This window comes from Arthrobacter liuii (genome assembly GCF_014639275.1).
GTDB classification, from domain to species: domain Bacteria; phylum Actinomycetota; class Actinomycetes; order Actinomycetales; family Micrococcaceae; genus Arthrobacter; species Arthrobacter liuii.
The window spans coordinates 55,934-82,389 of sequence record NZ_BMFW01000009.1 but is presented as its reverse complement, the minus strand read 5'-3'; the positions used below and the strand labels follow the sequence as shown (position 1 = coordinate 82,389).

The window sequence follows — 26,456 nt, the reverse complement described above, 5'->3', positions numbered from 1 at the left end:
CCGCCGTCAGCTGGCCGCTTGCCCTTCCGTGGCCGGGAATGGCGTCTGCGGTTCCTGCTGGCGGCGAAGGATCTCCAGGCCGATGTCGTTGTAACGGCCCAGCAGGTCAGCGCCGTCAAGCGCCTCCGGGTTATCCAGCAATGCGAACACGCAGTCACTGGCCTGGAGCAGTTCCTCGTCCGTGTATTCGGTCAGTGGGCGGCCGTACAGCTCCTCGATCCACATGACCGGCAATTGGGGGAAGTCGCCCGCGAAATCACCGCCGGGAAAGAGTTCCCTGACGTCGTCGTCCATCAGGAGCGGCTGGCGGCTGGAAGTGCCCTCTGTTGCCCAGTCGGATGCGGCGGGTACGAGCTGAAGGGACACCCCGGCGGACGGAACGCCCGGCAGCAGATTGGTGTCCATGGCGTTGAGGTCGCTGCGCAGCCCAGCAAGGGCGGAGGACTCAATAAGCCCGGCCTGCGAAAGATCCACGCAGATGCGGCAGCGGATGCCCATCCTCCGGACACGGCGGATTATGTGGACCAGTTCAGCACGGGAATCGTGGTGAAGGGCTCCCCGGACTTCAATCCGGACGATGTCCGCAGGGACATCAAGGTTAACGAGTGCGTCTAATGCGCGGTCCATAGGTACTCCAAAAGAGGTCTATGGCCGACGGCTCAACCTCCGCAAGCGTAACCCTCCCGGAACCCCTGCACAACCCGCCGTTCAGGAACGGGAACCGGGGCTGACCTTTCCAGGCTCCTGGTAGTGGGTGCGGGCACCGGCACCGCCCACCGAGTCCACCAGCGACTTGGCAATGTCCCGCAGCTTGGTGTTGCTGTTGCTGGACGCCTCTGTGAGGATTTCGACGGCGGCTTCCTGGCTGCACCGGTTCTGTGCCATGACGATGCCGATGGCGATGTCGATGATGGTCCGCGACTCCAGCGTGGCCCGGAGGTTCGACGCACTGTCTGCGTGCAGCGAGAACCGCACGGCCAGCCGCAGGGCTTCGGAAATCTCCCGGGTGAAGTCCCGCGCCCTGTCCGCGGCCCGTCCGTCAAACTTGTGCGGTGCGTCGGAGTAGAGGTTCAGTGCCGCCTTGGCTTCCCCCTGCAGGTTGAACGGGAGGGACAGCACCGAACGCAGCCCGTGGGAAGCAACCGCAGCAGCGTAATCCGGACCCCACCGGTCCTCCTGCAAAAGGTCCGGGACGTAGACTTCGCGTTCGTCCTGTGCCGCAGAAAGGCAGGGACCTTGGGCAAGGGAGTACTGGATTTCATCGACTTGCCGGGCAGTCTCGCTGCTCCAGCCGATGGTGGCTGCCTTGCGGTCGCGGAGCAGCGTGATGCCGCACAGGGCGTCGTCGCCGTCGCCTGCCATCTGGTGCGCAGAGAAGCGCGCCAATTCGTTGAGGAAGTCCTCGAAGTCAGCGCTTTCCAGGATGAGGTTCTGGACCTGGTCGGTTGCGCTCAAAGGCTGTTGTGGGGGGAGCAAAATGCAGTATCTCCAAGCAACTGAAAAGTGTTAACGCATATGATATGGCAGCTTGGAGCGGCGGGCCAACAGCCAGGCCTAATACGTCGCCGGAGCCGGCCGCGGAGGCCGGCTCCGGCCGGACTAGTCCAGCCCCAGCTCGTCCTTGCCGAAGGCGAACAGGTAGGGAACTCCGGTTTCGGCTTCGATTTTCTCCTTGGCACCGGTATCGCGGTCCACGATCACGGCCACCGCCACCACGTTGCCGCCGGCTTTCCGGACGCCTTCCACCGCTGTCAGCGCGGAGCCGCCCGTGGTTGACGTGTCCTCCAGGACCAGCACCTTGCGGCCCTCAACAGCGGGGCCCTCCACCTGGCGGCCCATGCCGTAGGACTTCTGGGCCTTGCGGACCACGAACGCGTCAACCGTCCGGCCGGCGTCAACGGCAGCGTGCATCACTGCGGTGCCCACAGGGTCTGCACCCATGGTGAGGCCGCCGGCGCACTCAAAGTCGATCCCGGCGTCGTCCGCCAGTGCCAGCATTACCTGGCCCACCAGCTTGGATGCCTCATGGTGCAGCGTGATGCGCCGCAGGTCGATGTAGTAATCGGCCTCGGCTCCGCTTGAGAGGATCACCTTGCCGCGGACCACGGCAAGTTCCTTGATCAGTTCGAGCAGTCGGGCGCGGGCAGCCGCGGTGTCTACCGCAGTGTCAGTGGGCGAGGTCATGGCCCCAAGTTTAGTGGGTGGGCGGAGCGTGAGGGGGCGGGCAAAGCCTGGCGCGTGCTCGGGGCGGGGTCCGATTGCGACGACCCGGGGCAGGACTCGCTTCACCACCGGGTTATGGCGCAGGAAGAAGAATAGTATCCGCTGGATGGAGAGCCCGTTTCCGGCCGCCGCTCCGGTCAGCGTTTTACCGGACAATGTCCCGGCGAAGAGCGGTACGAACACAACCCGGTGCATGATGCGCTGCACGGTTTGGACCACCACCGTGGGCATGCGGCGCCGGCGCTGGATGGCCGCAAGGGTCGTGGTCCGCACATGCCCTTGGCGCAGGTCAGGCGCCAGGCGCTCCGCTGCCGCCACGGCATCCTGGATGGCAAGGTTGATCCCCACCCCGCCGGCCGGTGACATGGCGTGCGCCGCATCCCCAATGCACAGGAAGCCGTCAATGTACCAGCGCGGCAGGCGGTTGAGTCTGACATCCAGCCAGTGAAGGTCCGCCAGGGTATGGATGGAATCAACGCGGTCGGCGAGGTCCGGGCGGAGGGCAGCCACCCGCCGGCGGAACTGTTCCACGCCGTTTTCGCGGATCCGGGCGTCCGAGCCCTTCGGGGCGAGGTACCCCATCTGGTAGTAGTCGGTGCGGTTGAGGGCAATCAGGGCATCCCGGTCCCCCAGCGACGGCACCACGCCGGCCACCTCGCCCTTTTCAGAGGCGCGGCGCGGGAGTTTGAACCACCACGCGTCGAAGGGCACCGGGTACTCCCTGGCCCGGATTCCGGCAGCCTGGCGCAGCACCGAATGCCTGCCGTCCGCGGCCACCACTACGTCGGCGTGCAGTACCTGTTCAGCGTCCGCCGCACCGTTGCCGGTGGCCCGGTAGCGCACACCGGTGACGCGTCCGCCGTCGAACTCAAGACCGGTGGCTTCGCTTTCCATGAGCAGGGTGAACGTCGGCTCAGCGGCGGCGGCCGAGGCAAGGAAGTCCAGGAAATCCCACTGGGGCATCATGGCCACGTAGTTGTACGGCGGTTTCAGGGAGTCGAAAGCCGCCAGCGTGACCAGCCCGGCGCCGGGGACCGGGACGGCCACGTTGTTCAGCCGGCTTTGCGGCAGGTCCCGGAACCCGGCACCAAGGCCCAGTTCGTCGATCAGCCGGATGGTGGACGCATGCACCGTGTCTCCGCGGAAGTCCCGCAGGAAGTCACCATGCTTCTCCAGGACCGCCACTTGTACTCCCGCGCGGGCCAGCAGCAGGCCCAGCATCATCCCTGCCGGGCCGCCGCCCACCACGGCACACCCCATCCGCTCCATGCGTTCACGGTACGCCGCGCAGGGGCTGCCGGGAACAGTTGAGGGTTGTTGACAGCGCTGGCTAGGCTGGACCACATGCGCGAACTCCAGGCCAAGATCATTGAAGAAATGGGCGTTCAGCCCCGGATCGATCCCGCAGGGGAGGTGCGCAAACGCGTCACGTTCCTCAAGGAATACCTGAAGGCCACCCATACCAAGGGTTTTGTCCTGGGCATCTCGGGCGGCCTGGATTCCTCCCTCGCCGGCCGGCTTGCACAGCTTGCGGTGGATGAGCTTGAGGCCGAGGGCGTGGAGGCCAACTTTGTGGCCGTCCGCCTTCCCTACGGCGTGCAGCACGATGAGGAAGACGCCCAGGCGGCCCTGGACTTCATCAAGGCCAAGACGGAATGGACGTTCAACATCTCGGCAGCGGTGGACGGCTTCGAGGAAGAGTTCGAAAAGACGGTGGGCTCGGAGATCTCCGACTTCCACAAGGGAAACACCAAGGCCCGGACCCGCATGACTGCCCAGTATGCGCTGGCCGGGGAATACAACTACCTTGTGCTCGGCACCGACCATGGCGCGGAGTCCGTCACCGGCTTCTTCACCAAGTACGGCGACGGCGGGGCGGACATCCTGCCCCTGTTCGGCCTCAACAAGCGGCAGAACCGCGCCCTGTTGGCTGAACTGGGTGCCCCGGCACGCGTCTGGGAGAAGGTGCCCACCGCCGACCTGCTCGATGACCGGCCGGGGCGCACGGACGAGGACGAGCTGGGCCTCAGCTACGACCAGATCGACGACTACCTCGAAGGCCGGGACGTCCCGGACAACGTTGCCGAATCGATCGAACAGAAGTACCTCCGGACCCGCCACAAGCGCACCGTGCCGGTGACCATTTTTGATACCTGGTGGAAAGACCAGGGCCCGGAGGAGGCCCGCGCGGGACTGTAACCAGCCGAGTCGCTGGTTTTCCCCATCTTTGGGGAGTACGACGGCGGTCCGCACCGGGAAGGCGCGGGCCGCCGTCGTACTTCCCAAGCAAAGCCGGGGAGACTCAGCGGGTCCGCCGCCGGCCGTCGCCGCCGAGCTGCTGGGTGATCCGGTGCGCCTCCGCCATCAGGAGGCCTCCCAACTCCTCCTGCCGTTCGGGCTTGAAACGCGGTTCGATGCCGGTCAGCGACAGCGCCCAGGCCGGTTTGCCGGAACGGTCGAACACCGCAGCGCCCATCCCCCAGCTTCCCTCCAGCACCAGCCCGGGGTTCACCGAGTAACCGGCCAACCGGGTGCGGGCCAGGTTCTCCCTAACCAGTGCAGGCGTGTGGGTCGCGGCGAAGGCCCGTGCGTGTTCACTCCAGTGGCTGAGCAGTTCCTCCTGCTCGCTTTTGGGCAGGAAGGCCAGGATGGCCGTTCCGGCCGACGCAACCCCGAGCGGAAACCGAACGCCCTCATGCAGGACAAAGGACCGGACAGGGAAGCTTCCCTCCTCACGCAAAAGGCACACCGTCTCGGCGCCGCGGCGGATGGAGAAGAAGGCGCTCTCGCCCGTAGCCTGGGCCAGCCTGCGGAGGCTGGGCCGGGCAATGTCCTCCATCGGGAAGCGGGCCGACGCGACCGACCCCATGAGCAGGATTTCCGGGCCCAGGACCCAGTTGCCCGTGACGGGGTCGTGGTCCAGCAAACCTTCCGCGGCAAGGGACGCCAGGAGCCTGTGGACCGTTGGGCGGGTGAGGCCCGATTCCCGGACCAGGGCCGCGAGCGGCATCCCTTCGGCGCTCGTGCCCACCAGCCGCAGCAGCCCCGCGATCCGCGTTACCACCTGGGCGCCCTGCACCGGCGCTGCAGCCATAACCCCTCCTAATGTCCACAATATGGATGCAATGCATCGTACCGTCCACACTATAAGGCGCGGATTGGTGATTCTTGACACCCACGTCCGCGCACCCGTAGTCTCCAAACTCAGATCCCCGGCGTCCACTAAGTGGACACCACCGCGCTCAACGAGGAGACGTCATGAAGAAAGTCCAGGCTTCTGCCGCCACAGCCCTGGAAGGGGCCCTGCAGGACGGCATCACCCTCGCCGTCGGTGGGTTTGGCTTGAGCGGCATCCCCGCCGACCTGATCGAAGCCGTCCGCGATTCCGGCGTGCGGGAACTTACGGTCGTCTCCAACAACATGGGGGTGGACGGCAAGGGGCTCGGCATCCTGATCGAGGCGGGCCAGGTCCGCAAGGTGATCGCCTCCTATGTGGGCGAAAACAAGCTGTTTGCCGAGCAGTACCTCGCCGGCAAGCTTGAGGTGGAATTCACCCCGCAGGGCACCCTGGCGGAGCGGCTCCGCGCCGGCGGCGCCGGCATCCCGGCCTTCTACACCAAGACTGGTGTGGGAACGCTGGTTGCCGAAGGCAAGCCGCACGAGGTGTTCGACGGCGAAACGTACGTCCAGGAGCGTGCCATCCGGGCCGACGTCGCACTGGTCCACGCCCACACCGCGGACACGGACGGCAACCTCATCTACCGCTACACGGCCCGGAACTTCAACCCGGTGGTGGCCACGGCCGGGATCCTGACCGCCGCCGAGGCGGAGGTGATCGTGGAACCCGGCCGCCTGGACCCGAACCACATCGCCACCCCGGGCGTCTTCGTCCAGCGGCTGGTGCAGGCCACGGACCGGGCCAAGGACATCGAGCAGCGGACGGTCAGGCAGCGCGCAGGCCTTGTCCCGGCCTGACCGCCAGGCTGACCCGGCTGCCGCTGCTGGCAGTGCTGGGCCTGCGCGCCGGGGACCTGGTGGGCTTCACGTTCCAGCAGTTCCTGTTCCACCTGCCGGTGGTCCTGCTGCTGGCCTGGCTGCTGGGAATGACGTTCGAGTTCGCGCCGCCGGTAATACCCAACTGAGTACAGCCAACAAGACTAAGGAGAAACCCATGGGATGGACCAGGGATGAAATGGCTGCGATCGCGGCCGAGGAACTGAACGACGGCGACTACGTGAACCTCGGGATCGGCATCCCCACGCTGGTGGCCAACAACCTGCCCGAGGGCGTGCGGGTGGTCCTGCAGAGCGAGAACGGCCTGCTCGGCATGGGACCGTTCCCCTATGAAGGCGAGGAGGACGCGGACCTCATCAACGCCGGCAAGCAGACCGTCACGGTGCTGCCGGGCGGGAGCATCTTCGACTCTGCCACCTCGTTCGGCATGATCCGCGGCGGCCACGTCAAGGTGGCCATCCTGGGCGCCATGCAGGTCTCCGGCAACGGCGACCTGGCCAACTGGACCATCCCGGGCAAGATGGTCAAGGGCATGGGCGGGGCCATGGACCTGGTGGCCGGAACACCGCGCGTGGTGGTCCTCACCGAGCACAATGCCAAGGACGGCACCGCGAAGATCGTCCGCGAATGCACGCTCCCCCTGACCGGGCTCAGCTGCGTGGACCGGATCATCAGCGACCTCGCTGTCTTCGACCTTTACAGGACGGACGACGGCGGCCGGCGGCTCACGCTGACAAGGCTGGCACCGGGGGTCTCCGAAGAGGAGATCCGGGAGAAGACCGAAGCCGGCTTCGACATCCGGCTGGATGAGAAGGAAGTGGCGGCATGAGCCTGAAGGACCAGTTCGGCAAGGATGTCCTGATTACCGGCTGGGGGCACAGCAGGTTCGGGAAGCTTGCCGACGACACCCTGGAATCACTGATCGTGCAGGTGGCCACGGACGCCATCAGCACGGCGGGGATAGAACCCGGCCAAATCGATGAGATCTATGTGGGCCAGTTCAACTCCGGCATGATGCCGCTGGCGTTCCCGTCCTCGCTGGCGCTGCAGGTCTCCCCGGACCTGGCCAACGTTCCCGCCACCCGCGTGGAGAACGCCTGCGCCTCGGGCTCAGCCGCATTCCAGCAGGGCACCAAGTCGCTGCTGGCCGGGACTGCCAGGACTGTCCTGGTCATCGGCGCCGAAAAGATGACCCACGCCGGCGCCGACGTCGTTGGTGCCGCACTGCTCGGCGCCGACTACGACACGGCCGGCAAGCCCTCCACCACGGGTTTCACGGGTCTCTTCGCCGAGGTGGCCAAGCACTACGCCAAGCGCTATGACACGGACGGGAGGCTTGGCGATGTCCTGGGCACCATCGCGGCCAAGAACCACCGCAACGGCGTGGACAACCCGTACGCCCAGCTCCGCAAGGACCTCGGCGAGGAGTTCTGCCGGACGGTATCGGACAAGAACCCGATGGTTGCCGATCCCCTGCGCCGCACTGACTGTTCGCCCGTCTCCGACGGTGCTGCCGCCGTCGTGCTGTCCACCTCCGCCACGGGCGGAACGGCCTCCCCCGTGCGGCTCGCAGGCTTCGGCCAGGCCAACGACTTCTTCCCTGCCGCACGCCGGGACCCCACGGCCTTCGAGGCCACCCGGGTCTCCTGGCAGCGTGCCCTGGCGATGGCCGGCGTCGGGATCGAGGACCTGGACCTCGCAGAAGTCCACGACTGCTTCACCATTGCCGAGCTGGTCATGTATGAGGCCATGGGCCTGGCCGAACCTGGCCAGGGGGCCAGGGCGCTTGATGAGGGCTGGGTGTTCAAGGACGGAAAGCTGCCGGTCAACGTCTCAGGCGGCCTCAAAGCCAAAGGCCACCCGGTCGGCGCCACCGGGGTGTCGCAGCATGTCCTGGCGGCCATGCAGCTCACCGGCACCGCGGGCGACATGCAGCTCGCAGCTCCGCGCCGCGCTGCCGTCCAGAATATGGGCGGCGTGGGCATAGCCAACTACGTCAGCATCCTCGAGGCCGTCTAGTCCACCGCAATCCGCCGTGAAGGCATGCGCTGAGGGCCGATTATGGCGCTTACCCTTGCACCCGGGCCCTGCGCCCCGTACGTTGGGGAGGTGGGGGACTAACTCCCGCACACCCCGGGGCGATTCCCGGGGAGAGAATCAGAGTCACATGAAGGAATGCAGCCATGGCAACAGGCACAGTTAAATGGTTCAACGCCGAAAAGGGTTTTGGCTTCATTGCCCCCGATGACGGGTCCGCTGACGTTTTCGCCCACTACTCGGCAATCGCCACCAGCGGATACCGCTCACTGGACGAGAACCAGAAGGTCGAATTCGATGTGACCCAGGGCCCCAAGGGCCCGCAGGCAGAGAACATCCGCCCGCTCTAAGTCTTCGGAAGGCACCGGCAGCTGCCGGGACCCCATCCAGCGGCTCCTCCAACACACGTTGGAGGAGCCGCTGTTTTTGGGCGGCAGTGCTTTTCGGTTTTGGGATAATGGATCCATGACCGGACAGGACCAGGACAGGGACCCGTGGGAGGAGTTCGACGCGCTCGGCCCCGCCGCTCCTGACCGCGTCCCGGGACAGCCCGGCGGCGAGCCGCACGGCTTTGGCTTCCGCACCGGGGTACGCAGCGCCCGGGTCGCAGTCGGCTTCGCCATCTACGCGCTGGCACTGGGAACGATCCTGGCCCTGACAGGGTGCATCGTCTTCATCGCCCGGCAACAGTGGCTGCTGTTGGGCCTCATGCTGCTGATCGAGGCAGTCTTTGTTTTCGCGTTCACCCGGCTGGTGGCCCAGGCCCGGCACCGCGCACCCCGCGACCGGCCCGCCCCCTGACGATCCAGCACATCAAGGAATACCTCGCGGGGTTGGCGGACGTGTATGCGGAAGACCCACGCTTCGCCGCGAATTACGGCGTAGTGGAGGGTGCGCGCTTCGCGCGGGTCGCGCTCCGCAGTTTTGCCGGGAAGCACCTGTAGGACACAAGCTGCCGGGCCGGGGTCAGCGCTGGTCCTGGGCGTTCTTGGTCCCCGCCCGTCCAGCTTTGGCCCTTTTAGTCCGGCGGACGACGAGCAGGACCACGGCAACGGCCAATCCAGCGTAGACGGCATAGTCCAGGAACCGGGAATACTCCTCGATGAGCCTCTACTGGGTACCCAGGAGGTAGCACAGGCCGATCAGGGCGCCGTTCCAGAGCCCGCTGCCGGCAAGGGTAAAGAGGCTGAAGGTTCCGAAGGACATGGCGGCCGCTCCCGCCGGCAGTGAAATCAGGCTGCGGGCGCCGGGCAGGAGCCGGCCGAAGAAGATGGACGACCTGCCGTGCCGGTGGAACCAGCCTGCCGCACGCTCGAAGTCTTCACGGTCCACCAAGGGCAGCTTGGACAACCATCGGATGGAGCGCTCCAGCCCCAGTTTGGCTCCCAGCCAGTAGAGCAACAGCGCCCCCAGGTATGCGCCAAGGGTGCTGGTGGCAAAGACAAGGAAGACGTTCAGGGAGCCCTGGTTGGCAAGGTAGCCCGCCAGCGGCAGGATCACCTCGCTGGGAATGGGAGGTACCACCGTCTCCGCGAGCGTGAAGGCCCCCACGCCCCACTCCCCCAGATTGTCGATGGCACTGGCCGCAAAGCCCACAAGTCCTGTGAGTCCCTCAGTGGGGCTGGCTGCAGCGGTCATGATGTCCACATACGCCTGTCCCGTTCCCGGCCCTGGTTACCTGTGCTTGAACTCCGGCTGGCGCTTTTCGGCGAAGGCCGCCATGCCTTCCTTCTGGTCCTCGGTGGCGAACAGGGAGTGGAAGAGCCGACGTTCGAACAGGACCCCCTGCGCCAGCCCTGTTTCGAAGGCAGCGTTGACGGCCTCCTTCGCGGCCATCGCCGCAGGCTTCGACTTGGCAGCGATCACTCCGGCCACTTTGAGTGCCTCGGACACCACATCAGCTGCCGGAACCACCCGGGAAACCAACCCGCAACGGTCCGCTTCGCCTGCCTCGATGAACCTGCCGGTGAGGATCATGTCCATGGCCTTCGCCTTGCCCACAGCCCGGGTGAGCCGCTGCGATCCGCCCATTCCAGGCAGCACCGCCAGGTTGATTTCCGGCTGGCCGAATTTCGCGTTGTCGCCGGCGATGATGAGGTCGCACATCATCGCCAGTTCGCAGCCGCCGCCCAAGGCAAAGCCTGACACCGCAGCGACGGTGGGAATCCGCAGCCGGGTGAAGTCCTCCCAGCCCCGGAACCAGTCCGCCGCGTACATGTCCATATACCCCTGTTCCGCCATCTCCTTGATGTCGGCTCCGGCCGCGAAGGCCTTGCCCGAGCCGGTGATCACCACCGCACCCACGCCGGGATCGGAATCCATGGCGGTGACGGCGGCCACCAACTCTTCCATGGTGGCTTTGTTCAACGCGTTCAGCGCCGCGGGCCTGTTGAGGGTCACCAGCCCTACCCTGCCCTGCTGCTCCACCAGGATGTTGGCATACTCCGTCATTCGGGGCTCCCGTCGTCGTGTGCTGTTGTGGTTCCGCGCCGGCGCGGACCCTCCGTGCCGGTGGACCCGTCCGCTGCCCCGGCTTGCTGCTCCAATGCGCCGCGGATGTCCGTGATGATCGCTGAGAAGTCGCGGCCCGCGCCACCTTCCGCGGCAAACTTATCGTAGATCCGGGCTGCGAGCGCTCCCATCTGTCCCGCCACCCCAGTGCCGTGGAGCGCGTTGACGGCGAGATTGAGGTCCTTGGCCATGAGCGCTGAGGCAAACCCCGGCTGGTAATCGCTATTGGCGGGGCTGGTGGGGACCGGTCCGGGCACGGGACAGTTGGTGGTCAGTGCCCAGCACTGGCCGGACGCGGCGGAGGCGACGTCGAACAAGGCCTGGTGGGCCAGTCCCAGCTTTTCGCCGAGGACGAAAGCCTCGCTGACTGCGATCATGGAGACGCCCAGGATGAGGTTGTTGCAGATTTTGGCAGCCTGTCCAGCCCCGTGGCCGCCGCAGTGCACCGCGCGCCTGCCCATAACCTCCAGGAGCGGCCGCACCGCCTCAAAGTCTGCCTCGTCGCCGCCGGCCATGAAGGTCAAGGTCCCTGCCTCGGCTCCGACCACGCCACCGGACACTGGAGCGTCGACGGAGCGGTGGCCTGCCCCGATGGCCAGGCGGGCGGCTTCCCTGGCCTCGTCGACGTTGATGGTGGAGCAGTCCAGGAACATGGTCCCAGGGGGCGCCGCGGCCAGCAGTCCGGGTTCCGCCGGCAGCCCGGGGTGCCCAGCGCCGCCCCGGTAGGCGTCAAGGACGTGCTGCCCGCTGGGGAACATCGTCAGCACGACGTCGGCGCCGGCCAATGCAGCCACCGCCGTACCGGCCACGGGAACACCCTGCGCCTGCGCCGCTTCCAGGGCGGACGGCACCACGTCGAAACCGGTCACCCGGTAACCGGCCCGGACCAGGTTCCGGGCCATGGGACCGCCCATGTGTCCAAGGCCCAGGAAGGCCACGCGGCTTTTTTCAGGCATGGTCTGGCTCCTCCACTTGCAGTTCCGGCCGTGGCCGCAAGTCCAGCTCCCCGCCGTCCAGCGGCTGGAGGAACCTGTCCACCTGGTGGGGCAGCACCTCGGCCAGCGTTGCCGGTTTCCACTGCGGGTTCCTGTCTTTGTCCACCACCTGGGCGCGGATTCCTTCGCGGAAATCAGGTCCGGCCAGGAAGCGGATTCCTGCCCGGTACTCCTGGGCCAGGGCTTCTTCCAGGCTCAGGTTTGCAGCACGGCGCAGGGACGCCAGGGTGACCTTGACCGACGTGGGTGACTTGGCTTCGATCGTCCTGGCGGCCTCAACGGCATCGTCCTGCCCGGGCCCGGTCCAGGACCGGAGGCGGGCAACGATCTCCCCTGCGTCGTCCGAGGCGTAGCACGCATCGATCCAGTCCCGCTGCCCTGCCAGCACCGAAGCAGGGGGTTCCCCGGCATAACGGGCGACGGCGTCTTTCGGGCTTTCGTTTTCCAGCGACGCCACCAGCCGGGGCAGCGCCTGCGACGGAACGTAGTGGTCGGCAAGGCCCAGGAACAGGGCATCCCCCGCGCCGAGATGCGCTCCGGTCAGGGCCGCATGGGTTCCCGCCTCGCCTGGTGCGTGCGAAAGCAGGAAGGTCCCGCCGACGTCGGGCGCGAACCCAATGGTGGTCTCGGGCATTCCCATCTTGGTCCGTTCGGTGACCACACGGACGGTACCGTGCGCCGAGATGCCCACCCCGCCGCCAAGGACCAGGCCGTCCATGAGGGCAACGTATGGTTTGGGGTACCGGGCAATCAGCGCGTTGAGGCGGTACTCGGCCTGCCAGAACTCCGCGGTGCTGTTTCCGCCGTGCAGCATGTCCCGGTACATGGCCACGATGTCTCCGCCGGCGCACAGGCCCCGCTCCCCGGCGCCCTGCACCAGGACGGTGGCCACGCCGTCGTCCGCTGCCCATTCGGTGAGCTGCCGCAGGAGCAGGTCCACCATTCCCGCCGTGAGCGCATTGACCGCGCGGGGCCGGTTCAGGGTAATGACGCCGAGCCGGCCGCGGCGCCCAAAGAGCACTTCCGCGCCCCGGCCCCCTGCCGCGCTGTCACTTGTGTTGTCCGTGGCTGCGGTCATCGGCTGGGTGCTCCTTCGCATGGTGGCCGGATGTGTGATCCAGCTCATTCTGTTGCGAATATACCCGCCCTTTCCTGCCGGGGACCAACTGCACGGGCATCCCGGGCCAGGGGCTTCCGAGGCTTTACCCGGCGCGCGGCTGCCAAGGTAAGTTAGGAACCGTGAAGATAGCTACCTGGAATGTGAATTCGCTCCGTGCCCGTGCCGACCGTGTTGAAGCCTGGCTCGAGCGCAGCGACTGCGATGTCCTGGCCATCCAGGAGACCAAGTGCAAGGACGAGAACTTTCCGTGGGAGCTGTTTGAACGGATGGGCTACGAGGTGGCCCACTTCGGTGTGAACCAGTGGAACGGCGTGGCCATCGCGTCCCGGGTGGGGCTCGAGGACGTGGAACGGACGTTCCTGGACCAGCCCATGTTCGGCAAGGCCGGCAAGGATCCCGTCCAGGAAGCTCGTGCCATGGCTGCAACCTGCGCCGGCGTCCGCGTCTGGAGCCTTTACGTCCCCAACGGCCGCTCGCTGGACGACGAACACATGCCGTACAAGCTCAAGTGGCTGGAAAGCCTGAAGACACACGCCCAGGCCCTGGTCACGAACAACCCCCAGGCGCAGGTGGCCCTGATGGGTGACTGGAACATCGCACCCTTCGACGACGACGTCTGGGACATCGAGCTGTTCATCAACAACCGGTCCACGCACGTCAGCCCGCCGGAGCGGGAGGCGTTCCACGCATTCGAAGCTGCCGGCTACACCGACGTGGTGCGCCCCTACACGCCGGGCCCCGGCGTCTACACCTACTGGGACTACACGCAGCTGCGGTTCCCCAAGAAGGAAGGCATGCGGATCGACTTCGTCCTGGCTTCCCCGGCCCTGGCCGCGCGGGTCACCGGCGCCTCCATCGACCGCGAGGAACGCAAGGGCAAGGGCGCCTCGGACCACGCTCCGGTGCTGGTGGAACTGGCGGACTGATGACTGCACCCGGCACCCATCCAAGGAGACCGTCATGACGGGAAACCTCTACCGGGGCCAGGCAGGCCTGCCTTTTTCCTCCACCCTGCGCGTCTACGAACCCTTGGAAGCCTTCCCGGAGGAACAACGCCCCGCCCTGCAGGCGGCCGGGGCGCACGCTGTCTCGCGTGCCGCCGTCGAAAACGCTGAACTGCTGGCCTCGCTGGGACGCATCACCCGCTCCGGCGGGGACCCTTTCCCCACCGGGCGCACCGACCTGGTGCGCGTCACCGCCGCTCCGGATGGCGGAACGTCCGAAGACGGTGCTGACGCCGACACCGATCCCGTCCTCCTGTACTGCCCCAGCCAGCTTGTCCTGCGCGCCGGGCTGGCCGCCAACGCCCTCATGGAGGGAATCCATGGACCGCTGGCGGAACTGCTGATCCCGGAGGAGCAACGGGACCGGCACCAGGAGCGGATCGACCTGGTGAAGGCCCGGGACGGATCCATCCGCGTACACACCCGGGCCTCCACCTGGGGCATCCCCTTCAGCTGGTTCTCGCTGTTCATGGAATCCGACCGCAAGGATGTGGTGGAGGCCGCCGGGCGCATCCTCACCGTCCGCGTCTGGACCTCCATCACCGATGCCCTGGAGCGGGCCCGGTACGCCGTGGCCAATTTGGCGCTCGCCGCCCCGGACCTGGACATGCTCGATGACCTGGCCCAGCTGACGGCATGGCTTGAGCAGTTCCACGTGGACTCCATGGTGGAACTGGACTATGGCGCCGTGGCGGACAAGGTCTATCCGGACGAGTCCCCCATGGATATCAGGCTCGGCATTGAATGCCTGGCGGAGGGTGACATGACAGGTGCCGCTGCGGCCTACCGCCGGCTGGCCTCGCGCTGGATTCCCATCCGGCAACTGGCGCGCGCGTCCTGATTCGGTTTCCGGTCGGGCCCAATTCTTCGGCAGGGCTAATTCCTGGGCGGGGCCGTGGTGCGCCGGATGATGAGTTCATGGGGTGCCACGGCGAAGCGGACCGATCCGGACTCGCCGTCCAGTTCGTCAAGAAGCATCTTGGTGGCCAGCTCTGCCTGCTCGTCCGGGCGTTGTCCAACGGTAGTCAGGCCCATGGCCTCAGCGAAATCGTGGTTGTCGATGCCCACTACGGACAGTTCGCCGGGAACGCTGACGCCCATCCGGCTTGCCTCGAAGATGACCCCCATGGCCATCTCGTCCGAGGCGCAAAAAATTGCCGTGGGCTTCTCTCCGGGCCTGGCCCACAGGCGGCGGAAGGCCTCCTGGCCGCTGCGGACCGTAAAATCCCCCCATTCGTCCCATTCGGGCCGGGTGGGCAGGCTGGCCGCCGCCATGACGTCCTTGAACGCCAGGATGCGCACGCGGGGGACGTCGAAGTTCAGGTCGGTCTCGTCGTCGCCATGCAGGAGGGCGATGTCCCGGTGCCCCAGGTCGATCAGGTGCCGGACCGCCGTGGAGGCGGCGGCATAGTCGTCAATGCCGATGTAGAAGCACTCCTCGACGTGTCCTCCCACCACGACCAGGGGGATGTCGATCTTTTGCAGGTGCTCGATCTCCTCGTGGGTAAGCGCCATACACAGAACCAGGAGGGCATCGATCTGCTTGTAGACCATGGTCTTGCTGAAGAGCCGCTCACGGTTGCTCCCGTGGCCGCCCAGGTTGAAAAGTGAGAGGTTGTAGTGCCGGGCATGCAGCTCACGGTCGGCGCCCTCAATGGCTTTGGAGAAGAACCAACGGCTGACGAATGGAGCCAGGACGCCGATGGTTTTGGTCCGTCCCGTGGCCAGGCCGGAGGCCGAGGAGGATGCCACGTAGCCCAGGTTCCCGGCCACCTCCAGGATCTTCTCCCGGGTGGCCGGCGAGACGCGGGGCAACCCGCGCACCGCGCGGGAGACAGTGGCTGTTGAGACTCCGGCGGCCGCCGCCACGTCCTCGATACTGACGCCATTATGGCCGCCCCGCTGGGACCTTTCGGTTGTCCGTGCCACTCTGAGTCCCCCTCTTTAACTCCTTTTCGGCGTAGGGCCGGCTGGCCCTGCGTTCCCCCCGGCCCTGTATTTTTCCATTACGCGGACGGGCAGTGGTAACTCACGCATTGCCACGACGGGCACTTGTTGCAGCGGTTGCCGTGGCGGTCGGCGCGCCTACCGGCGGGCGGGAAGTTTTCGGCGCAGCCGGACCATGCCATACAACGCCAGCAGTGCTGCCAGCAGTCCCAGCGCCCATCCAAGAGCGGGCTGGGCGGTAACTTCCATCCACACCGTGACTACAAGGAGGACCAGGGCCCAGAATGCGAGGAAGCCGATGATGATGTCGAAATCTTCGCCCGAGCGGACCAGCCGGCTGCGGTTTCCCGCCCCCCGTGTACGGGGACGGGAACCGTTGTGCATCACTTGACTGCACCTGCCGTGAGGCCGGCGACAATCTTGCGCTGGAAGACCAGTACCAGGATCACCAGCGGGATGGTGACGATGGTGCCTGCGGCCATGATGGCTGTGTAAGGGATCTGGTTGGGCTGTGCACCGGCGAAGTTGGCGATGGCCACGGTCACCGGCTGGGTTGCGTCACTGGACAGCTGGCTGGCAATCAGGAACTCATTCCACGACGAAATGAATGCCAGGATGGCCGTGGTGAAGATCGCCGGTGCTGCCAGGGGCATGATGACCTTACGGAATGCCTGTCCCTGCGTGCACCCGTCGACGCGGGCTGATTCCTCCAGCTCCCACGGCATTTCCCGGAAGAACGAGGTCATGGTGTAGACCGTCAGCGGGAGCACGAAGGAGATGTTCGGGATAATCAGGGCCTGGTAGGTGCCCATCCAGCCGATGTTGGTGAACAGCTGGAAGAGCGGGGTGATCAGGGCAACGCCGGGGAACATCGAGGCTCCCAGGATGAAGCCGAGCACCAGGAACTTGCCACGAAAATTCAACCGGGCCAGCGCGTAGGCCGCAAACACGCCGATCAGCAGGGACACAATCGTCACCACCCCGCCGATGAACACACTGTTCAACAGGGCCTGGCCGAACCTGTTGCCGAACGACGTGTCAAAAGCGGTTTTGAAGTTGTCCAGGGTGACGTGGGTGGGAAGGATGGACGTGTCGTAGGTGAAACCGACCTCGCGGAACGCGGTGACCACCATCCAGTAGGCTGGCGCCAGGCACCAGAACAGGATCACGACGGCGCTGATATAGGTGCGCCCCTGGGCCCATTTTTCGCGGTTCTGGGCTGCCTTGCGGCCCTTGTCCTGCTGGGCGCGCAGCGCTGAGGCGTCTGCCGTTGCCGTGGTCATTTCTTCCCCTTTCCTGAGGCGCCGCTCTGCTCAACCACATTTGCCCCGAGGAAGCGGACAAAGATGAAGGCGACGAGGAAGATGATGATGAATGTGATGGTGGACAGTGCTGCCGCCGAGTTGAAGCCTTGCCTGATCTGGTTGATCACCAGGATGGACAAGGTGGTGGTGTTGTTCGCCCCGCCGGTGAGGATGTACGGCAGGTCGAACATGCGCAGCGCATCCAGGGTACGGAACAGGATGGCCACCATGAGCGCCGGCTTTACCAGCGGCAAGGTGATCAACCGGAACCGCTGCCAGGCGGTGGTTCCGTCGACCTTTGCAGCCTCATACACTTCCGCCGGAATCATCTGCAGCCCGGCAAGGATCAACAGCGCCATGAACGGCGTCGTCTTCCAGACGTCCGCAATGACCACGGCCCACTTGGCCGGCCACTCGCTGCCCGTCCACAGGATAGTGGTGTTGAACAGCTTGTTGGCGATGCCCTCAAAAGCGAAGATGAAGAACCAAAGCTTGGCCGTCACGGCGGTAGGGATGGCCCACGGCACCAGCACGGCGGCGCGGACCAGGCTCCGGCCTCGGAACGTGCGCGCCATGATCATGGCCATCCAGAAGCCCAGGACGGTTTCGAACGCCACCGTCACCACTGTGAAGAAGAACGTGGTGGCCGTGGCGGACCAGAACTGTCCGCCCAGGGTGCCGGGCGGACAGGCGACGGTTCCGCCCGATGGCGCCGAACACTGCTGCGCAAGCCAGTTCACGTAGTTTTGGATGCCTGCCGGTCCGCCTGCGGTGAACAGGCCGGTAGCGGGATCCAGGCCGGCGTCCTTCTGGAACGACATGACGATGGCGCTAATGATGGGGTAAACGATCACCACGGCCAGGGCGACGATGGTCGGGGCGAGCAGCCAGGCCGCCCAGCGGCCCTGGCTTGCGATCCTATTGTCTTCCCCCACACCCTTAGGGGCGTGATGGACGGGGGTACCGCCCGACGCCGGTGCCTTGACCGGCGTCGGGCCTAGCTCGGTTGCCATGGCAGAACTACGATCCCGCACCGGCGGACTCGATGGACTTCTGCATGTCAGAAAGTGCGGTTTCCACTGACTTCTCTCCCTTGATTGCGGAGTATGCGTTGTCTTGGATTGCCTTTGTAACAGCCGGGTAGAAAGGCGTCACGGGACGGGGCACAGCCTTCTCGATGGACGTCTTCAGGACCGGCAGGTAGGGCAGCTTGGCGACAAGGTCCTGGTCCGTGTACAGCGATCCAAGGACCGGAGCCAGCGAGCCCTGCGTAGCGTAGAACTTCTCACTCTCGGCGGAGGTCAGGAACTTCACGAAATCCAGGGCGGTGGCCTTGTGCTTGGAGTAGACACTGATTGCGGTGTTGTGGCCGCCCAGGGACGAGGCACCGGGGCCGTCCTTGCCCGGAAGGGCAGCCATGCCAAACTTGTCCTTCACAGCCGACGAACCTTCAGTGCTCATGAGGCTGTAGACGTAGGGCCAGTTGCGCAGGAACAGGAGCTTGCCGCTCTGGAACGCCTGGCGGCTGTCCTCTTCCTTGTAGGTGATTGCTTCCTTGGGAATGTTGCCATTCGAGTAGGCCGTGGCCAGGTTACCCAGGCCCGCCTTTGCCTCTGGGGTGTTCAGGCTGGGCTTGCCGTCCTTGTCAAGGACTGAGCCGCCGGCGGAGTTGATGGCTTCGGAAGCATTGACAGTCAGGCCCTCGTACTTGCTGAACTGTCCCGCGTAGCAGCCGATGTTGTTGGCTTTGGCGACGGAGCACATGCCCATCATCTCGTCCCAGGTCTTGGGCGCGTTGGGAACCAGGTCCTTGCGGTAGAAGAGGATACCGCCATCGGAAGTGCGCGGTGCGGCGTACAGAGTGCCTTTATAGGTGGCACTGTTCACTGTGGCCGGGAGCATGGCACCCGTGTCAACCGCCATCTTGTCCTTCAGCGGCTGCAGCCACCCCTTGGCGGCAAACTCTGCCGTCCAAACGACGTCCACGTCGGTCACGTCGTAGTCGGACTGCTTGGCCTGGAAGTGCTGGACCAGGTCATCGTGCTGCTGGTCTGCCTGGTCGGTCTGCTCCTTGAAGGTGACCTGCTCATCCTTGTGAGCCGCATTCCACTTATCGATGAGGGGGCGGATCACATTGTTGTTGTCCTTGCCCTGGACGAACGTGATGGGGCCGCGGGCGTCAAGGTTTTGATCGGCGTCGCTGCCTCCGCCGCCCGTGGTGCCACCTCCACCTCCGCCACCGCAGGCGGACAACGTCAGGGCCAGAATGCCGGCGGTAGCAGCCGGAAGCAGGAATCTCGGGGTTTTCATTAGCTTGAAGCTCCTCGCTGAGTGACAAGTAAGTCGACAGTGCGTTTGCTAGGTGAGGTTGATGTGGTGACCATCACACTAGTAACGTTGCTGTCGAGAATGCAAGCGTTTACATCAAAAAGTTATCAGAGGGGAACCAAATGCCCGACCCAACCGTTCCGGAGCCCCGCCAAATGCCCTATGCCTGGTGGACGGACGCCGTCGTCTACCAGATCTATCCCCGGTCCTTTGCCGACGGCAACGGCGATGGGATGGGCGACATCCGCGGTGTCCTTGACCGGCTCCCCTATCTTGCGGGGCTGGGAGTGGACGCCATCTGGCTGTCCCCATTCTACAAGTCGCCGCAGGCCGACGGCGGCTACGATGTAGCAGACTACCGGCAAGTGGACCCGCTTTTTGGGTCCCTGGCCGACTTCGATGCCATGTTGCAGGAAGCTCACCGCCGCGGCCTGAAGGTCATCGTGGACCTGGTTCCCAACCACACATCGGACGAACACGTGTGGTTCCGGGAGGCCCTCGCGGCGGCCCCGGGAAGCCCGGAACGCAACCGGTACATGTTCCGGGATGGCAAGGACGAGGTACCGGGATCCGGGGACGGCAAACGCGCCCCCAATAACTGGAAATCTGTTTTCGGCGGCCCTGCCTGGAGCCGGTTAACCGACGCCGACGGGTCGCCGGGCCAGTGGTACCTGCACCTCTTCGACACCAAGCAGCCTGACCTGAACTGGGAAAACCCGGAAGTGCAGGAGGAAATGCGCTCGGTATTGCGCTTCTGGCTGGACCGTGGCGCGGACGGTTTCCGGGTGGACGTTGCCCACGGCCTGGTTAAGGAGGCAGGACTTCCGGACTGGGAGGGCGTGGCAGCCATGGTGGAAGGAACCTCCGCTCCGCGGCTGGAGAGCCACCTGCCGGGTGATGCTCCCCATGCCCACACTGATGCCCAGGAACCGCACAGGGCGGTGTCCCCGATGTATCCGCCGTCCCCCTTCTTCGACCAGGATGGGGTTCATGCCATCTACCGGGACTGGAACCGGGTCCTGGCCGAATATGGCGGGGACCGGATGATGGTGGCTGAGGCCTGGGTGGAACCTGCCGAGCGCCTGGCCCGGTACGTCCGGCCAGATGAAATGCAGCAGGCCTTCAACTTCGATTTCCTGCTGGCCGGATGGGATGCCGAGCGCATGGCAGAAGCCATCGACGCATCCCTGGCAGCGGCAGCATCCGTGGGGGCTCCGTGTACCTGGGTGCTCAGCAACCACGACACCGTGCGGCACGCCACCCGGTTCGGGCTCAAGGACCCCACCACTTTCCCCAAAGGCATTGGCGCCCAAGACGAACAGCCCGACGCGGCCCTGGGCCTTGCCCGGGCACGTGCCGCGACGCTGGTTGCCCTGGCGCTGCCGGGCTCGGCCTACCTTTACCAGGGCGAGGAGCTGGGGCTTCCGGAACACACGACACTTCCCGACGCTGCCAGGCAGGACCCAACGTTCTTCCGGACGCAGGGCGCCGAAATCGGCCGTGACGGCTGCCGCGTCCCCCTTCCGTGGGCCGGGGACCAGCCCGGTTTTGGCTTCTCTGGGACACTTTCCGCGGACGCTTCCGGGCCCTGGCTGCCCCAGCCGGGAAGTTTCGGCCCCCTGGCCGCAGACCAGCAGGACGGAGAGGAAGGCTCCACACTGGAGTTGTACCGGGCGGCCCTTGCCTTCAGGTCAAGCCAGCAGCTGGGCAGCGGCACCGTGGAGTGGACTGACGAACACGAGCCTGACAGCGGGCTGCTGGCGTTCCGGAACGGAGATGTGGTGGTGGTGTCCAACATGGGCTTCGCCTCCGCCCCCGTGCCCGACGGCTATGCCGTTGCGCTGTCCAGCGGACCCGAACCCGCCGAAGACCGGGCAGCAATGCGGGAAGTTCCCGTGGACTGCACTGTCTATCTCCAACGGGTCCAGTAGCCGCAAAGGGAGCAGCGGCTGCAGAAGAGTTCAGCGAACGCGTTCCGCACGGCTAAAGCGCGTCCGCGCGCCGGCCCCGATGTGGATAAGGACCGGTATCTGCTTGCCCACCACGGCTTCCAGGGCGTCCAGGAGTCCCGAGACCTCGGCTGCGAGCAGGTGCGGTGCCACACCCTGGCGCGGCAGGAGACGCACCTTCAACGCCGGTGATCCTTTCACGCCATAGGTGGTTACGGTGGCACCGGCAAGGTCCGGCCGTCCCTCAAGGGCATGCCTGAGCGCCTGCTCTGCGACCCCGCCGCCAATTTGGACGTCGCCCGGAGTATTCCCGGGATCGTATTCGGCGGCCAAGAAGTTTGACCGGCCCTTTCCCTGCTGGGCGATCCAGGCAACCATGAGCCCCATCAGTGCCAGCAACGCAAGGGCCACTACGATCCACAGCCAGCTTTCGGGCCGGCCGGGGAACCGGGTGGCGTCGAAGAGCCGGTTGATCCCACCCCATACCCCGGCGGACCAGGAGTGCCACCACGATCCCATGGCAGGCACCGTTGCCAACAGCACCAGCAGAACCCCCGTCGCCAGCAAGATCAGGCCGAGCACGGTGAGCAGGATGCGGTTGAGCAGTGCCGGGGTGCTGTTCATGCTCCGATCACCCCTGACGGGGCCACATTGACGCGGGGAACAGGGGGCGGATCCAGCAGCATCTGGTCAAGCTCATCCCGCACGGCATCAAGCACCCTGTCCAGGTCCACGGGGATGCCGGAGGTGGGGCGGACATTCACCAGCACTTGCCGCTGGGAAACAATCACCATGACCTGGTCTGGAGTGACGTTGGCCGCGAGCCGGGCGCGACGTGCCAGGGAAGATGCGATCACCTCATCATCCACCACCACGGCCGGAAGCCGCTCCCCCGGCGCACCGGCCAGGAGATGGCGGGCGCGCTTCCCCGGGAGCACCCCGTTGAGGAGGAAGATCAGTCCCAACATGGCGAGCACGGCGCCGATCGCCACCAGCAGCAGCGGCGGGATTCCGGCCGGAAGGTCCACGATGCGCTGGGCCGCCGCTTGCGGCTCAATCAGCCATGCCGGCTGCCCCACAGCGTGGACCCCGGATTCGAGGACGCCGTAGGCCGCCAGCACCAGGACAAGGGTGGCACCGGCAACCGACACTGCAGCCCGCGACGAATGGGTCTCGCGGTATACGACCCTGCGCATGTCGGGGCCGTTGCTGCTCTGCGATCCGCTGTTCAACTGGCGGTTTTCCACGCTGCTGCTCACCGCACCCGCCCTCCTGTACTGATCCTTGCCCCGCTAACGCGGATGTCCACCCGGCTCAACCGGGAACCGCTCAGTTCCGAGACCGTCGCCAGGATGCTTGCCTTGGCCCTGACTGCGCGATCCCAGATGGGCCCCCCTGACGCGTCCACTGTTGCGGGATCCAGCACCACGGACTGCAGAGGCGGGATGCTGATGGGGGCGACGAGGGACAAAGCCAGCAGGCCGTCGTCGTCCGTCCAGTCCGCCCGCACGTCCTGGGCGTCAACGCCCAATGCCTGCGCCGCAGCTGCCTTGGCGAGGCTCGTCAACGCCTGGGTGCTGATCCGGTTATGGCCGCTGAGCGCCTGCCCACGCACAACCGGCGCGGGCGAGCTCATGAGGACGAGCGCCGGCCGGTGATGGCATCGAATACGCCGCGCAGGTCAAGCTTGCCTTCGGCGGCACGGCCCAGGAGCGCTCCAATGGCCATGAAGAGCAGGGAGACAAGGAAGCCCCAAAGGCCGAACTGCAGGGACATGAATGCCACGAAGGCGCCCATGGCCGTGCCTGTAACGGTGAGGTTCACAGCAGCGCCTCCCGTTCGGGAGCAGCCGGGGCAGTTGTTTTGACCGGCGGCGGCACGTAGACGTCAGTGACCTCGACGTTCACCTCGATAACCTGCAGCCCAACCAGTTCCTCCACCGCGTGGTAAACGGCAACGCGGACGGCATTGGCCAGCGCATGCAGAGGCGTTCCGTAGCTGGCTACCAGGGTGATATCCACGGCTACCTGCGTTTCGCCCACTTCCGCGTGGACACCCGCGGCGTGGTCAGAACTTCCGACGGCGTCCCGGATGGCACCCAGGGCACGGGACGGGCCCGAACCCAGGGAGTAGACGCCGGGTACCGCCCGCGCAGCTATTCCCGCCACCTTTGCCACAGCGGTCTCGGAAATTACAGTCCGGCCCGGACCCGGAGCCGGGCTGGTGGCTGGACGGTTTGGCACCACGGGTTGTGGGTTCTGGTATTCCATCAGGCACTCCCCCTTCTGTTGCTTCCACCCTATCCCCAGGCTGTGACACTGCGCGGGAAGAGTGGTCAAAGGGTTAAAGCAGAAAAGCACCAGCTCCGAAGAACTGATGCTTCCCAGTGGTGGCTCCGACCGGCGTCGATCCGGTGACCTTTCGATTTTCAGTCGAACGCTCTACCAACTGAGCTACAGAGCCTAGGTGACTAGTCACCATGACAGCCGGAATTTCTTCCAACAATCAGAGCGACCCTGACGGGACTTGAACCCGCGACCTCCGCCGTGACAGGGCGGCGCGCTAACCAACTGCGCTACAGGGCCTTGATTTTCTTGCTTTGCGGTATCCCTACCGCTTTTTTCAAGGCTTCCAGCCTACCAGACTTTTTCAGCCTGCCTGACCAGTTCCTTGCGTACCCCCAACGGGATTCGAACCCGTGCCGCCGCCGTGAAAGGGCGGTGTCCTAGGCCGCTAGACGATGGGGGCCAGAACCCGTTCGGAACAAAATAAAAGGCGTCAAGCGAGGCTTTCCGTCTTTGTCCTTTGCGTTTCTCCGAACTGGACTCAACAACTATAGGGGCTATGCGGGAATATTCCAAAATCGGCGGAAAACCGCTCCGTTGGGCGCCAGACAGGTAAAGATGGACAGATGGATGCCGTCGCAGCGCTCAACGAGATCGCTTTCTGGCTGGAGCGCGGACGCGCCGCCACGTTCAAGGTCCAGGCCTTCCGCAAGGCGGCCGCCGCCATCAGCCCCCTCGGGCCTGGGGAAGTGGCCGAGCGGGCTTGGTCCGGGCGGCTCAAATCAATGAAGGGAATCGGTGACCGGACCTTCGCCGTGATCCGGCAGGCGGTGGACGGGCAGGTTCCCGATTACCTGGCAGACCTCCGGGAGAAGGGCGCCCAGCCGCTCGCCTCCGGCGGGGCCGAAATCCACGAGGCCCTGCGGGGCGACCTGCACAGCCACAGCGAATGGTCCGACGGCGGCTCCCCCATCGACTTGATGGTGGCCGCGGCGGAGGTGCTGGGCAGGGAGTACCTGGCCCTGACCGACCACTCCCCCAACCTCACCATCGCCAACGGGCTTTCGGCCGGGCGCCTGCTGGATCAGCTGGAGGTGGTGGCAGGCATCAACGGCAATGGCGGGGGTACCCGGCTCCTGACCGGAATCGAGGTGGACATCCTGGAGTCCGGCGAGCTGGACCAGGAACCCGGGCTGCTGGACCGCCTGGACATTGTCGTGGCCAGCGTCCACTCAAAGCTGCGCGCGGACAGGAAGACGATGACCACCCGGATGCTCGCGGGTATCCGGGATCCGCAGACCAATGTCCTGGGCCACTGCACTGGACGGCTGGTAGAGGGCTCGCGCGGAACCCGGCCGCCGTCGGACTTTGATGCCAAGGAAGTCTTCGCTGCGTGCGCCGAACACGACGTCGCCGTGGAGATCAATTCCCGCCCGGAGCGGCAGGACCCACCGGACGCCCTGATCCAGCTGGCATTGGAGGCGGGCTGCCTGTTCTCGATCGACAGCGACGCCCACGCACCCGGGCAACTGGACTTCCTGCAGTACGGCGCCGAGCGGGCAGCCAGCAACAACGTGCCGGCCGAGCGGATCGTCACTACCTGGCCGCTGGACGACCTGCTTGCCTGGGCCCGCAAGAAATAAGGCGGGCGCAAAACTACTGGCCGAAGGCACCGCGTCGACCGATTTCCGCCAGCCCTGCGTCCTTCCCCGCCGTACATTTGTCTCATGCCTTCCACCAGCCCCGCCAGCAGACCACCCACTCCCCCGGCCGCGGCGGCTGCTCCCGTGAAGGCCTTTGGCGTGGCCGCCATGGTGGTTACCGTGGTGCTGTGGGCCTCGGCGTTCGTGGGCATCCGGGCCATCGGCCCGCACTTCTCCCCTGGCTCCCTGGCGCTGGGCAGGCTGGCGATTGCCGCCGTCGTCCTGGCCTTCCTGGTGGTGCCTCAACTGCTCAAGAGCCGGATGCTGCCGAAGGGACGGGAATGGCTGCCCATCCTGGCCTATGGCGTGATGTGGTTTGGCGGTTACAACGTGGCCCTTAACGCCGCCGAGCACATCCTGGATGCCGGCACCAGCGCCCTGTTGATCAACGTCAACCCGATCCTGGTGGCGATCATGGCCGGCGTCTTCCTCAAGGAGGGCTTCCCGCGCTGGCTGCTCATTGGCAGCACCGTGGCGTTCGCCGGCGTGGCGCTGATCGCCTTTGGTTCAGGACAGCCGCATTCCCCAGGGGAAAGTTCGACGGCGGACCTGGCAGGTGTGGCGCTTTGCCTCCTTGCGGCGGTGCTCGCCTCAGTCAGCGTCATCATCCAGAAGCCAGTGGTGCGGAAATTCCCGGCAGCACAGGCAACCTGGTTCGGCATCGTAGTGGGGGCGCTGTGCTGCCTGCCCTTCGCCGGGCAGCTGGCGTCCGAAGTGCAGGCCGCCCCGGCGCAGGCGACGTGGGCCCTGGTGTACCTGGGCGTCTTTCCCACCGCCATCGCCTTCACCACGTGGGCCTACGCGTTGTCCCTGGTGGACGCGGGTAAGCTCGCCGCCACCACCTACCTGGTCCCCGGAACCACGGTCCTCATCTCCTGGGTGCTGCTCGGCGAGATTCCCACCGCGTGGGGGCTGGTGGGCGGCCTGGTGTGCCTGGTGGGCGTGGGGCTGACCCGGCGCAGGACCCGGGGAGGCCGGGCGCTTACGGAACGGGCGCTGACAGAACGGGGCGGCCAGCCTGCTCGACGCTAGAGTC

Annotated in this window: 29 protein-coding genes, 3 tRNA genes and 2 pseudogenes; 12 read left to right on the top strand and 22 right to left on the bottom strand. The window is 65.8% G+C overall.

Annotated elements, in window-relative coordinates; translation table 11 throughout:
- Positions 1-6 precede the first annotated feature (6 nt).
- From IEW19_RS11595 to IEW19_RS23500, 4 genes and pseudogenes are all read right to left on the bottom strand, one after another.
- Positions 7-627, bottom strand: a complete 621-nt coding sequence (locus IEW19_RS11595; RefSeq protein WP_188571775.1) for a hypothetical protein — start codon at positions 625-627, stop codon at positions 7-9.
- Positions 628-708: 81 nt separating this feature from the next.
- On the bottom strand, positions 709-1,455 hold the full coding sequence (locus IEW19_RS11590; protein ID WP_229748439.1) for a GAF and ANTAR domain-containing protein: 747 nt from the start codon (positions 1,453-1,455) through the stop codon (positions 709-711).
- 144 nt (positions 1,456-1,599) lie between these two features.
- Positions 1,600-2,184: an orotate phosphoribosyltransferase gene (gene pyrE / locus IEW19_RS23505; RefSeq protein ID WP_229748446.1), complete on the bottom strand. Its 585-nt coding sequence runs from the start codon at positions 2,182-2,184 to the stop codon at positions 1,600-1,602.
- 48 nt (positions 2,185-2,232) lie between these two features.
- A pseudogene (locus IEW19_RS23500) lies at positions 2,233-3,483 on the bottom strand (FAD-dependent oxidoreductase); the annotation flags it as partial.
- Positions 3,484-3,567: 84 nt separating this feature from the next.
- Between IEW19_RS23500 and nadE the strand changes: the two are divergent.
- A complete protein-coding gene (nadE, locus tag IEW19_RS11580; RefSeq protein ID WP_188571772.1) occupies positions 3,568-4,422 on the top strand; it encodes an NAD(+) synthase in 855 nt (284 codons plus the stop codon).
- 103 nt (positions 4,423-4,525) lie between these two features.
- On the opposite strand, the gene IEW19_RS11575 is transcribed toward nadE, so the two are convergent.
- On the bottom strand, positions 4,526-5,317 hold the full coding sequence (locus IEW19_RS11575) for an IclR family transcriptional regulator (RefSeq protein ID WP_188571771.1): 792 nt from the start codon (positions 5,315-5,317) through the stop codon (positions 4,526-4,528).
- Between the two features lie 164 nt (positions 5,318-5,481).
- Between IEW19_RS11575 and IEW19_RS11570 the strand changes: the two genes are divergently transcribed.
- The 6 genes from IEW19_RS11570 to IEW19_RS11545 all read left to right on the top strand — a co-directional run bounded on the left by IEW19_RS11570 (position 5,482) and on the right by IEW19_RS11545 (position 9,075).
- A complete protein-coding gene (locus IEW19_RS11570) occupies positions 5,482-6,198 on the top strand; it encodes a CoA transferase subunit A (RefSeq protein WP_188571770.1) in 717 nt (238 codons plus the stop codon).
- A gap of 32 nt (positions 6,199-6,230) precedes the next feature.
- A complete protein-coding gene (locus tag IEW19_RS23930) occupies positions 6,231-6,365 on the top strand; it encodes a hypothetical protein (protein ID WP_268236252.1) in 135 nt (44 codons plus the stop codon).
- Between the two features lie 29 nt (positions 6,366-6,394).
- The gene (locus tag IEW19_RS11560; protein WP_188571769.1) at positions 6,395-7,066 is read left to right on the top strand and encodes a CoA transferase subunit B; all 672 of its coding nucleotides are present in this window, start codon (positions 6,395-6,397) and stop codon (positions 7,064-7,066) included.
- The gene (locus tag IEW19_RS11555) at positions 7,063-8,256 is read left to right on the top strand and encodes an acetyl-CoA acetyltransferase (RefSeq protein ID WP_188571768.1); all 1,194 of its coding nucleotides are present in this window, start codon (positions 7,063-7,065) and stop codon (positions 8,254-8,256) included. The genes IEW19_RS11560 and IEW19_RS11555 overlap by 4 nt, the downstream gene beginning before the upstream one ends.
- Positions 8,257-8,420: 164 nt before the next feature.
- Complete coding sequence (locus IEW19_RS11550; RefSeq protein WP_009357211.1) at positions 8,421-8,624, top strand: cold-shock protein; 204 nt, start codon at positions 8,421-8,423, stop codon at positions 8,622-8,624.
- Positions 8,625-8,739: 115 nt separating this feature from the next.
- The gene (locus IEW19_RS11545; RefSeq protein ID WP_188571767.1) at positions 8,740-9,075 is read left to right on the top strand and encodes a hypothetical protein; all 336 of its coding nucleotides are present in this window, start codon (positions 8,740-8,742) and stop codon (positions 9,073-9,075) included.
- Between the two features lie 165 nt (positions 9,076-9,240).
- Here IEW19_RS11545 and IEW19_RS11540 read toward each other — a convergent pair.
- The 4 genes and pseudogenes from IEW19_RS11540 to IEW19_RS11525 all read right to left on the bottom strand — a co-directional run bounded on the left by IEW19_RS11540 (position 9,241) and on the right by IEW19_RS11525 (position 12,858).
- A pseudogene (locus IEW19_RS11540) lies at positions 9,241-9,912 on the bottom strand (DedA family protein).
- A 36-nt stretch (positions 9,913-9,948) separates the two neighbouring features.
- Positions 9,949-10,725 (bottom strand): enoyl-CoA hydratase, encoded by a 777-nt coding sequence (locus tag IEW19_RS11535; RefSeq protein ID WP_188571766.1) that lies wholly within the window; start codon positions 10,723-10,725, stop codon positions 9,949-9,951.
- Positions 10,722-11,741 (bottom strand): 3-hydroxyisobutyrate dehydrogenase, encoded by a 1,020-nt coding sequence (mmsB, locus tag IEW19_RS11530; protein ID WP_188571765.1) that lies wholly within the window; start codon positions 11,739-11,741, stop codon positions 10,722-10,724. The genes IEW19_RS11535 and mmsB overlap by 4 nt, the downstream gene beginning before the upstream one ends.
- Complete coding sequence (locus IEW19_RS11525; protein WP_188571764.1) at positions 11,734-12,858, bottom strand: enoyl-CoA hydratase/isomerase family protein; 1,125 nt, start codon at positions 12,856-12,858, stop codon at positions 11,734-11,736. The genes mmsB and IEW19_RS11525 overlap by 8 nt, the downstream gene beginning before the upstream one ends.
- 161 nt (positions 12,859-13,019) lie before the next feature.
- On the opposite strand from IEW19_RS11525, the gene IEW19_RS11520 reads away from it, so the two are divergent.
- Both IEW19_RS11520 and IEW19_RS11515 read left to right on the top strand, forming a co-directional pair.
- On the top strand, positions 13,020-13,826 hold the full coding sequence (locus IEW19_RS11520) for an exodeoxyribonuclease III (protein ID WP_188571763.1): 807 nt from the start codon (positions 13,020-13,022) through the stop codon (positions 13,824-13,826).
- 34 nt (positions 13,827-13,860) lie between these two features.
- Positions 13,861-14,745, top strand: a complete 885-nt coding sequence (locus tag IEW19_RS11515) for a DUF8083 family protein (RefSeq protein WP_188571762.1) — start codon at positions 13,861-13,863, stop codon at positions 14,743-14,745.
- 35 nt (positions 14,746-14,780) lie between these two features.
- On the opposite strand, the gene IEW19_RS11510 is transcribed toward IEW19_RS11515, so the two are convergent.
- The 5 genes from IEW19_RS11510 to IEW19_RS11490 form a co-directional block, all read right to left on the bottom strand.
- Entirely contained in the window at positions 14,781-15,833 is a 1,053-nt protein-coding gene (locus tag IEW19_RS11510; RefSeq protein WP_188571761.1) for a LacI family DNA-binding transcriptional regulator, read from the bottom strand.
- 156 nt (positions 15,834-15,989) lie between these two features.
- Positions 15,990-16,235 carry a hypothetical protein gene (locus tag IEW19_RS11505; RefSeq protein WP_188571827.1) on the bottom strand — a complete coding sequence of 82 codons (246 nt, stop codon included), beginning with the start codon at positions 16,233-16,235 and terminating at the stop codon, positions 15,990-15,992.
- On the bottom strand, positions 16,235-17,134 hold the full coding sequence (locus IEW19_RS11500) for a carbohydrate ABC transporter permease (protein WP_188571760.1): 900 nt from the start codon (positions 17,132-17,134) through the stop codon (positions 16,235-16,237). Before IEW19_RS11500 ends, IEW19_RS11505 begins: the two co-directional genes overlap by 1 nt.
- On the bottom strand, positions 17,131-18,168 hold the full coding sequence (locus IEW19_RS11495; RefSeq protein WP_188571759.1) for a carbohydrate ABC transporter permease: 1,038 nt from the start codon (positions 18,166-18,168) through the stop codon (positions 17,131-17,133). Before IEW19_RS11495 ends, IEW19_RS11500 begins: the two co-directional genes overlap by 4 nt.
- Positions 18,169-18,175: 7 nt before the next feature.
- Positions 18,176-19,465 carry an ABC transporter substrate-binding protein gene (locus IEW19_RS11490; RefSeq protein WP_188571758.1) on the bottom strand — a complete coding sequence of 430 codons (1,290 nt, stop codon included), beginning with the start codon at positions 19,463-19,465 and terminating at the stop codon, positions 18,176-18,178.
- Between the two features lie 140 nt (positions 19,466-19,605).
- Between IEW19_RS11490 and IEW19_RS11485 the strand changes: the two genes are divergently transcribed.
- Positions 19,606-21,414: a glycoside hydrolase family 13 protein gene (locus tag IEW19_RS11485; protein ID WP_229748438.1), complete on the top strand. Its 1,809-nt coding sequence runs from the start codon at positions 19,606-19,608 to the stop codon at positions 21,412-21,414.
- Positions 21,415-21,444: 30 nt separating this feature from the next.
- Here the strand turns inward: IEW19_RS11485 and IEW19_RS11480 are convergent, their stop codons facing one another.
- The 8 genes from IEW19_RS11480 to IEW19_RS11445 form a co-directional block, all read right to left on the bottom strand.
- The gene (locus IEW19_RS11480; protein WP_188571757.1) at positions 21,445-22,056 is read right to left on the bottom strand and encodes a hypothetical protein; all 612 of its coding nucleotides are present in this window, start codon (positions 22,054-22,056) and stop codon (positions 21,445-21,447) included.
- Positions 22,053-22,691, bottom strand: coding sequence for an Asp23/Gls24 family envelope stress response protein (locus IEW19_RS11475; protein WP_188571756.1), 639 nt, complete (start codon positions 22,689-22,691; stop codon positions 22,053-22,055). The genes IEW19_RS11480 and IEW19_RS11475 overlap by 4 nt, the downstream gene beginning before the upstream one ends.
- Entirely contained in the window at positions 22,688-23,068 is a 381-nt protein-coding gene (locus tag IEW19_RS11470) for a hypothetical protein (protein ID WP_188571755.1), read from the bottom strand. The genes IEW19_RS11475 and IEW19_RS11470 overlap by 4 nt, the downstream gene beginning before the upstream one ends.
- Complete coding sequence (locus tag IEW19_RS11465) at positions 23,065-23,256, bottom strand: hypothetical protein (RefSeq protein WP_188571754.1); 192 nt, start codon at positions 23,254-23,256, stop codon at positions 23,065-23,067. Before IEW19_RS11465 ends, IEW19_RS11470 begins: the two co-directional genes overlap by 4 nt.
- On the bottom strand, positions 23,253-23,702 hold the full coding sequence (locus IEW19_RS11460) for an Asp23/Gls24 family envelope stress response protein (RefSeq protein WP_188571753.1): 450 nt from the start codon (positions 23,700-23,702) through the stop codon (positions 23,253-23,255). The genes IEW19_RS11465 and IEW19_RS11460 overlap by 4 nt, the downstream gene beginning before the upstream one ends.
- A 117-nt stretch (positions 23,703-23,819) precedes the next feature.
- Positions 23,820-23,895 (bottom strand) — tRNA-Phe (locus tag IEW19_RS11455).
- A 48-nt stretch (positions 23,896-23,943) separates the two neighbouring features.
- Positions 23,944-24,017: transfer RNA gene (locus IEW19_RS11450), tRNA-Asp, on the bottom strand.
- 90 nt (positions 24,018-24,107) lie between these two features.
- A tRNA-Glu gene (locus tag IEW19_RS11445) sits at positions 24,108-24,180 on the bottom strand.
- Between the two features lie 163 nt (positions 24,181-24,343).
- On the opposite strand from IEW19_RS11445, the gene IEW19_RS11440 reads away from it, so the two are divergent.
- Positions 24,344-25,360, top strand: coding sequence for a PHP domain-containing protein (locus IEW19_RS11440; protein ID WP_188571752.1), 1,017 nt, complete (start codon positions 24,344-24,346; stop codon positions 25,358-25,360).
- Between the two features lie 84 nt (positions 25,361-25,444).
- Complete coding sequence (locus tag IEW19_RS11435; RefSeq protein WP_373283594.1) at positions 25,445-26,452, top strand: DMT family transporter; 1,008 nt, start codon at positions 25,445-25,447, stop codon at positions 26,450-26,452.
- Positions 26,453-26,456 lie beyond the last annotated feature (4 nt).